Below are 11,918 nucleotides of genomic sequence, written 5' to 3'. Positions count from 1 at the left end.
ACTCCACATAATTAGACATATAAATTAAATGAACTTATATAACTTATATGGTTTAATGTTTTTTATTTCTTAAAGATTTTGGTCAATACGCCAAATACGCCTCTTATAAAGGTAGCACTTGTTACCACTTTTAAAACAGATTTACCCACAACACTTGCCGTGCTTGGTTCTGCTTTTGAGGATTTTGTCGGAGCTTCTTCTTCTCGTTGCGCTGCGGCTTCATTAGCGTCGGCTATTTTTTGAGTTAAGATTTCGAAGGCGCTTTCACGGTCAATCTCTTCGCCGTATTTTTTTACTAATTTCGATTTGTTGTTTATTTCTTCAATTTCTGAAGCCGATAAAATATCCATTCGGCTTTGCGGCGCACGCATCATTGTGGCAACAAGAGGGGTTGGAACTCCTTTTTCATTTAGAGCTGTTACCAGAGCCTCTCCAATTCCTAAACTTGTCAGCAATTCATCGGTTTTATAATATTCAGAGGTTGGGTAATTATCTGCAGTTTTTTTAATTGCCTGACGGTCATTTGCAGTAAAAGCTCTAAGCGCATGCTGAATCTTTAATCCTAATTGTGCCAAAACACCACTCGGAACATCCATTGGGTTTTGAGTAACAAAATAAACACCGACACCTTTTGAACGAATTAATTTTACAATCGTTTCAATTTGTTCTAATAATGCTTTGCTGGCTTCATTAAAGATTAAATGTGCCTCATCAATAAAGATTACCAATTCAGGCTGTTCTGCATCTCCTTTTTCAGGCATTTTTTGATAGATTTCTGCTAAAAGACTTAACATGAAAGTAGAGAATAATTTTGGTTTATCCTGAATATCCGTTAAGCGGATGATATTTACGTAGCCTTTTCCGTTTTCGTCAATTCGCATTAAATCATCAGTGTCAAAAGACAATTCGCCAAAAAACAAATCACCGCCTTGCTGCTCCAGTTCAATAATTTTTCTAAGAATCGTTCCGGTTGTAGCAGTTGAAATTTTGCCATAACTCGCGGCGATTTCTTCTTTACCTTCTTCCGTAATATAATTGATAACTTTTTTAATGTCTTTTAAATCCAGCAAAGGCATTTGTTTATCATCACAATATTTAAAGATAACCGCAACAACTCCGGCCTGAGTATCATTTAAGTCTAAAATCCTCGAAAACAAAACTGGACCAAATTCTGAAACTGTAGCGCGCAGACGAACTCCGTTTTGTTTAGATAATGACATTAATTCAACTGGAAATGCAGCTACATTATAAGGTACATTTATTTTAGCGTGACGCTCGGTAATAAAACCTTCCTCTTTTCCTTCTTTTGCGATACCGCTGAAATCACCTTTAATATCCATCATTAAAACAGGAATTCCGGCATTTGATAACTGCTCAGAAAAAACCTGAATTGTTTTTGTTTTTCCAGTTCCCGTTGCTCCGGCGATAAGACCATGGCGGTTTAATGTTTTTAAGGGAATCTTGACATGAGCATCGCCAATTGCCTCTCCATCTAAAATAGCACCGCCAAGAATTATAGAGTCACCTTTAGCAGAATAACCATTGTTTATGTCCTGAATGAAATTATCTTTTTTATTCATGTTTTTATTTGTAATTTAGATGATTATAAGGGTTTTGTTTGGTTTTTTAACAATTTAACTATCTTTTTTTTAGTAGGAAAATGCTTTTTTTGATTGAAATTGACATAAAAAATAAATTCGCAGCTTTTTAAGAAGATTTCAACGGAATGATTGAATATTTACTAAAACGTTGTAATTTTTTTACTATTCGCCTTTTTTTTTGTTTTATCATAAAAATGTTGCAGACAAATTAATGAGATATTTTTTAATTTGACGTTAAATTTCCTTCAATAAAATTAAAAAAAGTTTTTTTATTTAAACTAAACGTATAAATTTGCTACCCTACAAGTTAAATATAACTAAAAAATAAAAATTATTTAAAACTATTAAAATTTAAAAAAATGGCAAACGTTAAAGTTAAAAAAGAAAGCACTTCAAATGGAGGAGGGATGATTACAGGAATCATTATTGTAGCGTGTATTTTGGTTGGGGTGTTTATTTGGAAAGTAATCATGGGAGATTCTGCTAACTTCGAAGGAGGGAACCCTGAAACTGGACATCCAATCAATACATTAGGACAAGTTTATAAAGGAGGATTTATTGTACCAGTATTATTAGGTATGTTTTTAATGGTTGTTGTTTTTTCAATTGAAAGATTCATTGTTATCGGTAAAGCTGCTGGAAAAGCTAACCTTGACAAATTCATGAAAAGCGTTCAAGGAAGTATTAAAGAAGGAAACATCGAGGCTGCTATCGCTTCATGTGACAAACAACAAGGTTCAGTTGCAAACGCAATTAAATCTGCTTTGATTAAATATCAAGACGTTAAAAAAGAAGGTTTCAACAGTGAAGAAGCTTCAGAAGTAATCCACAAAGAAATCGAAGAGGCAACTTCATTAGAAATGCCAATGTTAGAAAAAAATATGACTATTATCTCTACTTTAGTATCATTAGGAACTTTAGGAGGATTATTAGGAACTGTATCAGGTATGATTAAAGCGTTTGGTGCGTTAGCTTCTGCTGGAACTCCTGACCAAGCTGCTCTTGCAACTGGTATTTCTGAGGCACTTATCAACACTGCAACAGGTATCTCTACATCTATCTTAGCAATTGTTTCTTACAACTTCTTTACTGCTAAAATTGACGATTTAACTTACTCTATCGATGAGGCTGGTACTACAATCGTGAATACTTACAGAAGATTCAGAGGAAGTTTGAAACAATAATTAATTTTTGATATTAATAATTACAATTAATTATATCAAAATAAAATAAAAGAGAATGGCTAAAATAAAAATGAAAAAAAAGTCAACATCGACAGATATGACTGCCATGTGTGATGTTGCGTTCCTTTTGCTTACGTTCTTTATTTTGACCGCTACTGCTAAGGTGCCTGAAGCACTTCCTGTAGATATGCCTGCATCTGTTGCTGAATTTAAATTACCAGATACTGATTTGGCAATTATTACAGTAGGTAAAGATAAAGATGGGAAAAGCAAAGTGTTTTTTGACCTAAAAGGTAGAGAGATTCGTAAAAGAACTCTTGAAGGAATGGGAGCAAAATTCGGTGTAACTTTTTCAGAAGATGATAAAACTAAATTTGCTTTAATGGATGACTTCGGTGTTCCTGTAACAAGTTTAAAACAAATCATTGGTATGACTTCAGCTGAAAGAGTAAAAGCGGATCAACCTGGAATTCCAATCGATTCTTTAGATAATCAATTAAAAGAATGGTTGTTAGTTTCAAGAAGAGCTGCGATTGATCTAGATGATAAAGAATTGCAGATTGCAATTAAAGGAGATGCTAAAGAAGAATATCCAAAAATTAAAAAAATTATGGATATTTTACAAGATCAGAAAATCAACTCCTTTAACTTAGTTACAGGTACGAGAGGAAAAGACTTTTAATTAAAAAAGATACACTAAAATGGCTGAATTAAATACCGGCGACGGTGGCGGCGGAAAAGGTGGCAAGGTAAGAAGTAAAAAGCAAAATTCGAAAGTCGATTTAACGGCTATGGTGGATTTGGCATTCTTATTGATCACATTCTTTATGTTAACCACATCGTTGTCAAAACCTCAATCGATGGATTTGTCCTTGCCAAATAAAGAGGATGATACGACGAAGGTAGAAAATACAAAGGTAGATGAGAATCGTACGATGACTGTAATACTTGGTGCCGATAATAAATTGACTTATTATATGGGATTGTTAGAAAAACCTATTGGCGGGCCTAAAGATATTGGATATGGTAAAGATGGGATTCGTAGAGAATTGCTCTCAAGAAAGAAAGCAGTTTTAGAATATTCTGCTGCTAAAGGGAAACCTAAACAGGGAATTATTGTTATTATCAAACCAACTAAAAAATCAAATTACCGTAATTTGGTGGATATATTGGATGAAATGGCAATTACTAAAGTTGATACGTACGCTATTGTTCCTGAGTTTACACCAGAGGAAACAAAATTGATAGAGAAAAAATAAGGGTTATCTTGTTTTAACATCCTAATAATCAAGAAAAATGAAACTAGATATAATTAAAAACACGTGGCTTGATATCGTATTCGAAGGACGTAATAAGATATATGGTGCATACGAGTTAAGAAAATCGAATAACAAAACTACGGTAAAAGCACTTATCATAGGTTCGATCATTTTTAGCTTTGCTGTTGCAGCGCCTCTTATTGCAAGCTTTTTACCAGAATCTGGGGAAGAAGAAGTGAATAACAATGTTAAGATTGCTACAGTGAAATTACCTCCTAAAAAAGAGGAAGTAAAGCCTAATCAACCACCACCACCACCGCCACCGCCAAAAGTGGATCAGGTGAAATTTACAAAACCGGTTGTTGCTAAAGCAGAAGAAGTTACTGAAGATCCTCCAAAAATTGAGGATTTGAAAGACAAGAAAGTAGGTAATGAAACTATCAAAGGTGATCCGGATGCAGTTTTAACTGTTGATGAGCCAGTAGGTACAGGACCAGTTTCTCAGGTAGTAGAAGAAGATAACAGTGTGTACAACACAGCTGGTATCGAAGTAAAACCTGATTTCCCTGGAGGGATGGATAAATTCTACAAATTCGTAGGAAATAATTACAAGACTCCGGAAGAAGAAGGCCTAAAAGGTAAAGTTTACGTTACTTTTGTAGTTGAAAAAGACGGTTCATTAACCGACATTAAAGTTTTAAGGGATATCGGTTACGGTACAGGAGCAGAAGCAATTCGTGTTCTTAAAAAATGTCCAAAATGGACTCCCGGCGAGCAAAATGGTAAAAAAGTTAGGGTTCTTTACTCTTTACCTATTACTATTCAATCTGCAGAATAATGTTAAAAAATATGCTTAATAATATTCAGAAGAAATCGCTCAAAGAGCGATTTCTTCTTGTTTTAGGAATACTGTTTTTTTTAATATATCTTGTGCTGGGTTTAATGATAATGTTTTGGGAAAAGCTTCCTTTAAATATGGAGCCTAAATACAGATATGCTTTTGGAGGATTGCTTATTGTTTATTCAGCAATACGTTTTTTAAGATTAATAAATTCAAATACAGAATAATTATGCTAAAAAATAGTAGGTTTTTAGGTTTGGTTATTTTTGTTTTTTTGTTTGCAATGTGTAACCAAAAAAGCAAGAGTGAATCTGAAAAGGAAACAATTTTAAAGGGGTCAGTTGATGTTACTGTTGATGAAACTATAAAACAAATTGTCGATGATCAGGTTGCTGTTTTTGAAGGGACATATTACGATGCTAAGATTACGGTTAAGCCAAAATCAGAAGTGGAGCTTATTAACGACTTGTTAAATAAGAAAGCGAAAGTTGTTGTAACGGCTAGAAAATTGAGTAATGAAGAATTGGGAAGATTCGAAAAAAGTAAAATTAAACCTCGAATCACACCCTTTGCTGTTGATGGAATTGCCTTAATTGCAAAGAAGAACAATAATGATACATTAATTGCGTTGAAAACTGTAATTGATTTTTTACAAGGTAAAGCTGATTCAAGAATAAAAGGGATTGTTTTTGATAATCCTAATTCCAGTACAGTGCGTTATATGAAAGAGCTGGCGAAAGTAAAAGATTTTCCTTCAGCAGGTGTTTTTTCTTTCAAAACAAATGATGAAGTTATTAAATTTGTTTCAGAAAATGATAATATGATTGGTGTTGTTGGAGTAAATTGGTTGTCGCAGCCATCTCCCAACATGATTGAGGCAATTAAGAAAATTGATGTTTTAAGTGTTAAAGGCTTAAAAGGTGACAAGTATTATAGTCCTAGTCAAACTAACATAGCATTAAACGAATATCCTTTGGCACGTGATTTGTATATTATAAACTGTCAGGGTTATTCTGGACTAGGAATGGGACTTGCGTCTTTCATGGCTGGTGAGATTGGGCAAAGAATAGTTTTGAAATCTGGGTTAATGCCTGTTAAGACTCCGGGTAGGAAATTCCATATTAGAAGTCAAATTATGAACGATAAAGAATAAATTAATTACTATAAAGATGAATAAATTTAAAATTTTTAGTCTTGCTATGATTGCTACAGCTTCTGTTGCAAATGCGCAAGATATCAAAGAAGCAAAAAAGGCAATCGATGCTGAACAGTTTCAAAAAGCAAAATCATTACTTAAATCAATCATCAAAGCTAAGCCTTCAGATGGTGAAGCTAATTTTGTTTTAGGTAATATTTACTTAAACCAAAGCGTTATAGATTCTGCTAAAATCTATTACTTAAACGGAATTGAAGCAGCAGATAAGAAAAACTTAAACTATATTGGTTTAGGTCAAATCGATCTTGATAATAAAAACGCGGCTAGTGCACAAGCTAACTTTGCTTTAGCTACAAAAGATATTAAGCGTAAAGATATAGAGGAATTCATTTATATCGGTAAAGCTTACATGAACTCTGTAAATCCTGATTATACAAATGCAGTTGCAAGTTTGAAAAAAGCTTTAGCAATTGAACCGCAAAATGCAAATGCACTTTTGGCAATTGGAGATGCATATTACGGAGCTAACAATCAAAACGATGCTTACAAAGCTTACCGTGATGCTTTTACAGCAGATCCAACTCTTCTAAGAGCAAAAATGCAATTAGGTGTTTTATTGAAAGGAGCAAAATCTTACGATGAAGCTATTAAATCTTTCAATGAAGTTATTGCCTTGAATCCAAATTATGGTCCTGTTTACAGAGAATTAGCTGAAACATATTACAAATGGGGAAGAAACAAACCTTCTACAGCTAAAGTTAATTTGCAAAACGCAATTACAAACTACGAAAAATACCTAAGCTTAACGGATTACTCTTTAGATTCTAAAATGCGTCACGCAGATTTCTTGATCTTGGTAAAAGATTACAAAAGTTTAGAAACTGTTGCAAACAAAATGATTGCTGAAGATAAAGTAAATCCTAGAATCTTTAGATATTTAGGTTATGCAGCTTACGAAAACGGAAACGTTGATGTAGCTATTAAATCTATCGAAGATTATATCAAAACTCCAACAAATAAAGTAATTGGAAGAGATTATTTATATTTAGGTTTATCTAAAATCAAAAAAGGAACAAATGCAGAAGGTGCTATAGATCAAGCTTCATTTGATGCTGGAATTGCAGATATCAACAAAGCAATCGAATTAGAGCCATTAGTAGTTGAAGAACTTAATGATTTAGGAAAAGCTTTATTTGGTAAAAAACAATTTGCGCAAGCTGCTTCTATCTTTGAATTCGGTGCAAACAACAAAGATTCTAAGAACTACTTAGATGATAACGTTTACTATGGTATTTCAGTTTACTACGCAAATGCTAATAAAACTGGCGGAGCTGCTGATGCTGCTCAGTTAGCTAAAGCTGATGCCGCTTTTGATAGAATCTTAGTTGCGTCTCCAACTTATGATGAAGCTTACTTGTACAAAGGAAGAATCAACAACTTGTTAGAGAAAGATGATTTAATTATCAAAAACTACGAAGAATATGTTGCTAAAACAACTGCAAAAGGTGCTGAAGAATTAGCAAAACCAGCTACAGTTAAAAAAATCGTAGAAGCTTACAATAGTATTGGTGCAAGTTACGCAAATACTGATAAAGCAAAAGCAATTGAATATTTCAATAAAACTTTAGTTTTAGATCCAGCAAATACATACGCTGCACAATCTGTGAAAGCTTTAAAATAATATAGTTTTAAACTAATTTATTAAAACCGATAGTTCGCTTTGAACTATCGGTTTTTTTGTTCCGTATTTAATTGACTATCTTTGCACATTAAATTAAAATAATGTTACCAAAAGAAATACAATTAGAAGTAAACAAAGGAGCAATGTTACCTTTGATGGAAGAATTTTATACCATTCAAGGTGAAGGTTTTCATACCGGAACGGCTGCTTACTTTATTAGAATTGGAGGCTGTGATGTTGGGTGTCACTGGTGTGATGTGAAAGAGAGCTGGAACGCAGAACTGCATCCGCCAACAAATATCGATGTAATTGTAAATAATGCTTCAAGTTATGCAAATACAGTGGTGGTTACCGGTGGAGAGCCGCTTACATGGGACATGACCCTATTGACGCAGCAATTGAAAAATAAAAACTTAAAAGTTCATATTGAAACTTCTGGAGCTTATCCTTTATCTGGAACTTGGGACTGGATTTGTCTTTCTCCAAAGAAGAACAAACTTCCCACGCCGGATGTCTATGCTAATGCACATGAGTTAAAAGTGATTATTTATAATAAACACGATTTTATCTTTGCAGAAGAACAAGCAGAATTGGTTAATGAGAATGCTATTTTGTTTCTTCAGCCAGAATGGAGTAAAAAAGAAGAAATGACTCCGCTGATTGTAGATTATGTAATGAATAATCCGAAATGGAGAATTTCACTTCAAACACATAAGTATTTAAATATACCTTAAATAATACAAAAAACCTCTTCTAACTTAGAAGAGGTTTTTTGTATGTAATAAATACACGCTGTATAAAAAAGAAACATTTTTATTATTTCCAGTTTTTCTGATTTTTTAAATTGACAATCTGTGCAAGATGATGATTTCCGTGCCAGGCATACATCTCAATAATTTGTTGAATTCGATATTCAGAATTATTTTCAGGATGAATAAATGACTTTTCTAAATCAACTTCCGATAAGTTTTTCATTATATAGGCTAATCTAAAATGCAATCCTTCTAATAAAATTAGTGTTGGAGCGATTGGCATGGTTAAACTATCCGGTAGCTCAGACCATAATTTTTCATCATAAGGTTTTATAATTGGATTGTTTTCGGTTAAAGCCCATTTTAATCTAATGTAACAATTCATATGACTTTCGGCGCAATGATGAATTACTTGTCGAACAGTCCAGCCTTCCGCACGATATGGAGTGTCTAATTGCTCATCATTAAGATGAGCAACTTCCTTTTTTAATCTTTCTGGAAAAGTCGAAATCTCTTCAATCTTATCTAAAATATATTTAGATGTGAATTTTTCAGGAACTTCAAATTTTCCTATAGGGTATTTTAATTTTTCTAAATCTAAATTTTCCATGATTAAAAGATATTTATATTGAAAGTCTTGCCAGATAATCATAATGCTCACCTTCCATAACTAATTCACATTTTAATCCGTTTGCAATTGCGGCATTCTGTAAGGTATTATAATCGAGATATAACCAATCAAAAGTTTCTTCTTTTTCTCCTTTATACGATATAGTAAAAGTAAGTTCTCCATAATATTCTGTTTCAGACGGAATCCATTTTCCACCATCTTCATCTTCGTCAAACATATAAATGATATCAGAACTGTCGATTAAAATTTGCCCGCCCGGATTCAAGAGTGATTTCAATTTTGATAAATACGTATTGCAATTTTCTAATTTTCCAAAAATACCGGTTCCGTTCATCAGCAAAATAACCGTATCAAATTTTTCTCCTTCAAAATCTAATATATTTTGAACTTTAGCATTTTTTGAACCCCGAAGTTTACAAGTTTCAATTGCTTTTTCAGAAATGTCTATTGAAGTAACATCTAAATTACGGTCATTTTGTAAAGACAAACTATGGCTTCCGGCACCACATCCAACATCTAAAGTTCTTCCTATTGCAAGTTGTAAAGCCTTTTGTTCAATTTTCGGCATTTCATCATAAGAGCGGAATAAATATTCAACGCTCATTTCATCTTCTTCAGAAATTGAAGTTTCGGTAATAATATCTTCGGGTGAATTATTAGTCTGGAAATCATACATTGCTTTCCCAAAAAGATCTTTCATCGTAATTTAGTTCAAAGTTTAAGGTTTCAAGTTTAAAGTTGTTTAATTTTGCAGCTCAACTTAAAATTTAAACTTGAAACAGATTTTAAATAACTTAAATAAGTTAGCCAAAGATAAGCATATCGAAAACAAAAAGTATTTTGATAAGCTGAAAAAGAAACAGCCAAAGAATTTAGATTACGTTATGCAGGACTTGCATGATGCTGAATTTAAAAAAACGGATTGTTTACAATGCGCCAATTGCTGTAAAACAACCGGGCCTTTATTTACTTTGGCAGATATTGAAAGAATATCAAAATCTTTCAGGCAAAAACCGCAGCAATTTATTGATCAATATCTTCGTATCGATGAAGATAAGGATTATGTGTTGAAAAGCGTTCCTTGTACATTTCTCGATAGTGAGAATTATTGCTTGATTTATGATGTAAGGCCAAAAGCCTGCCGAGAGTTTCCGCATACAGATCGTAAAAAGTTTCATCAAATTTCAGATCTGACTTTAAAAAATGTTGCAATTTGTCCCGCTGCTTATAATATAGTAGAAGAAATGAAAAAGAAATTACCGCTTTAATCATTAAAATCGCATTGTTGTTTTAAGATTATACATTTCGCTTTTTTAAATGTATTTTTGAATAATCTGAAATCAAGTAAGAAATATAAATCATAACAGAACCTAAATTGAATCTAGAATACTTTATAGCAAAAAGACTCATCACTGCCAAAGATTACAAAAGCAGTATATCGGCACCAATTATTAAAATTGCCATTTCGGCAATTGCAATAGGTATTATTATGATGATCGTTTCTGTAGCAACCGGAATTGGTTTACAGCAAAAAATACGCGAAAAAGTTTCAGCCTTCAATGGTCAGATTATTATTTCGAATTACGATAACAACAATTCAGAGATAACCTTAATTCCAATTTCGAAAAAACAGGATTTTTATCCAAATTTCAAATCAGTTCCAGAAGTAAGCCATATCCAAGCAGTCGCAAGTAAAGCCGGAATAATTAGAACAGAAAATGCTTTTGAAGGAATTGTTTTTAAAGGAGTAGGAGCAGATTACAACTGGAACAATATAAAAGAGTATTTAGTAGAAGGTAAATTACCTGATTTTTCAAAAACACTAAACGAAGAAGTTATTATTTCAAGATTTCTTGCAAATCGATTGAATTTAAAATTAGGTGACAGTTTCAATACCTTTTTTATAAAAGAAGAACAAGGAAAACTGCCAAATAGCCGCCGATTTAAGATTGCAGGTATTTTTAGTTCAGGATTTCAGGATTTCGATGCTACATATATAATAGGAGATATTCGTCACATTCAGCGAATCAATAAATGGAGTCCGGATCAAGTTGGGGCTTTTGAGGTTTTTGTGAAAGACTTTACAACTATTAAAGAAACAGGAAATCAGATTTACGAAAAAATCTCTTCAAATCTAGATACAAAAACCATTACCGAAAAATACAGCTATATTTTTGACTGGCTTCAGCTTTTCGATTTCAATATAATTGTGATTCTTGCTATAATGATTCTGGTTGCTACAATTAATATGGTGGTAGCATTATTGGTTCTTATTTTAGAACGCACACAAATGATTGGAATTTTAAAAGCATTAGGAGCAAATAACTGGACAGTTCGCAAAGTTTTTCTATACAATGCATTCTACTTAATTGTTCGGGGATTGTTTTGGGGTAACTTAATTGGGATTTCGTTACTGTTAATTCAACAGCAATTCGGAATCATTCATTTAAATCCTGAAAACTACTACGTGAATCAAGCTCCTGTCTATTTAAATTGGGGTTATATCGCTTTGTTGAATTTACTAACCATAACAGTATGCTTCTTAGTATTATTAATTCCGTCCTATATAATAACAAAAATCTCTCCTGTGAAAGCAATTCGCTTCGATTGATTCATTAAAACAAGATATTTCACAACCCGACAGTTTTTCAAAACGTGTCGGGTTTGTTTTTATATACTATTATATGGTATGTATAACGAACGATTCTGTCGGGCTGCGCGAAGTCGAAGTCTTTAGCGGGTAGTTTTTTGGAATTTGTACTTTCATAATTGTAATTTTCAGGAGCTTAATCCCGCTATCCGCTTCAATCTTT

At 32.9% G+C, this 11,918-nt stretch carries 13 protein-coding genes; 10 read left to right on the top strand and 3 right to left on the bottom strand.

The window, feature by feature from the left end:
* Positions 1-62: 62 nt before the first annotated feature.
* The gene (locus ASD98_RS20740; RefSeq protein WP_056208278.1) at positions 63-1,580 is read right to left on the bottom strand and encodes a helicase HerA-like domain-containing protein; all 1,518 of its coding nucleotides are present in this window, start codon (positions 1,578-1,580) and stop codon (positions 63-65) included.
* A gap of 380 nt (positions 1,581-1,960) precedes the next feature.
* Here ASD98_RS20740 and ASD98_RS20735 point away from each other — a divergent pair, with 380 nt between their 5' ends.
* The 8 genes from ASD98_RS20735 (at position 1,961) to ASD98_RS20700 (ending at position 8,456) form a co-directional block, all read left to right on the top strand.
* The gene (locus tag ASD98_RS20735; RefSeq protein ID WP_056208276.1) at positions 1,961-2,785 is read left to right on the top strand and encodes a MotA/TolQ/ExbB proton channel family protein; all 825 of its coding nucleotides are present in this window, start codon (positions 1,961-1,963) and stop codon (positions 2,783-2,785) included.
* A gap of 55 nt (positions 2,786-2,840) precedes the next feature.
* Entirely contained in the window at positions 2,841-3,467 is a 627-nt protein-coding gene (locus tag ASD98_RS20730; protein WP_053472544.1) for a biopolymer transporter ExbD, read from the top strand.
* A 19-nt stretch (positions 3,468-3,486) separates the two neighbouring features.
* On the top strand, positions 3,487-4,044 hold the full coding sequence (locus tag ASD98_RS20725) for a biopolymer transporter ExbD (RefSeq protein ID WP_056208273.1): 558 nt from the start codon (positions 3,487-3,489) through the stop codon (positions 4,042-4,044).
* 37 nt (positions 4,045-4,081) lie between these two features.
* On the top strand, positions 4,082-4,882 hold the full coding sequence (locus ASD98_RS20720; protein WP_056208272.1) for an energy transducer TonB: 801 nt from the start codon (positions 4,082-4,084) through the stop codon (positions 4,880-4,882).
* Positions 4,882-5,112, top strand: a complete 231-nt coding sequence (locus tag ASD98_RS24460; protein ID WP_056208268.1) for a hypothetical protein — start codon at positions 4,882-4,884, stop codon at positions 5,110-5,112. The genes ASD98_RS20720 and ASD98_RS24460 overlap by 1 nt, the downstream gene beginning before the upstream one ends.
* Positions 5,113-5,114: 2 nt before the next feature.
* On the top strand, positions 5,115-6,038 hold the full coding sequence (locus ASD98_RS20710) for a PstS family phosphate ABC transporter substrate-binding protein (protein ID WP_056208266.1): 924 nt from the start codon (positions 5,115-5,117) through the stop codon (positions 6,036-6,038).
* 16 nt (positions 6,039-6,054) lie between these two features.
* Positions 6,055-7,722 (top strand): tetratricopeptide repeat protein, encoded by a 1,668-nt coding sequence (locus ASD98_RS20705; protein ID WP_056208263.1) that lies wholly within the window; start codon positions 6,055-6,057, stop codon positions 7,720-7,722.
* A 101-nt stretch (positions 7,723-7,823) separates the two neighbouring features.
* Complete coding sequence (locus ASD98_RS20700) at positions 7,824-8,456, top strand: 7-carboxy-7-deazaguanine synthase QueE (protein WP_056208260.1); 633 nt, start codon at positions 7,824-7,826, stop codon at positions 8,454-8,456.
* 82 nt (positions 8,457-8,538) lie between these two features.
* Here ASD98_RS20700 and ASD98_RS20695 read toward each other — a convergent pair whose 3' ends face one another.
* Together ASD98_RS20695 and ASD98_RS20690 are read right to left on the bottom strand one after the other, a co-directional pair.
* Entirely contained in the window at positions 8,539-9,084 is a 546-nt protein-coding gene (locus ASD98_RS20695; RefSeq protein WP_056208958.1) for a YfiT family bacillithiol transferase, read from the bottom strand.
* 13 nt (positions 9,085-9,097) lie between these two features.
* Positions 9,098-9,805, bottom strand: coding sequence for a bifunctional 2-polyprenyl-6-hydroxyphenol methylase/3-demethylubiquinol 3-O-methyltransferase UbiG (locus ASD98_RS20690; protein WP_056208256.1), 708 nt, complete (start codon positions 9,803-9,805; stop codon positions 9,098-9,100).
* A 73-nt stretch (positions 9,806-9,878) separates the two neighbouring features.
* Between ASD98_RS20690 and ASD98_RS20685 the strand changes: the two genes are divergently transcribed.
* Positions 9,879-10,373 carry a YkgJ family cysteine cluster protein gene (locus tag ASD98_RS20685; RefSeq protein WP_056208252.1) on the top strand — a complete coding sequence of 165 codons (495 nt, stop codon included), beginning with the start codon at positions 9,879-9,881 and terminating at the stop codon, positions 10,371-10,373.
* Positions 10,374-10,480: 107 nt separating this feature from the next.
* On the top strand, positions 10,481-11,716 hold the full coding sequence (locus tag ASD98_RS20680) for an ABC transporter permease (protein ID WP_056208250.1): 1,236 nt from the start codon (positions 10,481-10,483) through the stop codon (positions 11,714-11,716).
* The last annotated feature ends 202 nt before the right edge of the window (positions 11,717-11,918 follow it).

This window comes from Flavobacterium sp. Root186 (assembly GCF_001428525.1).
Lineage (GTDB): Bacteria > Bacteroidota > Bacteroidia > Flavobacteriales > Flavobacteriaceae > Flavobacterium.
Note: the sequence above shows the minus strand (reverse complement) of the source record. Positions and strands in the feature narration are given on the sequence as shown.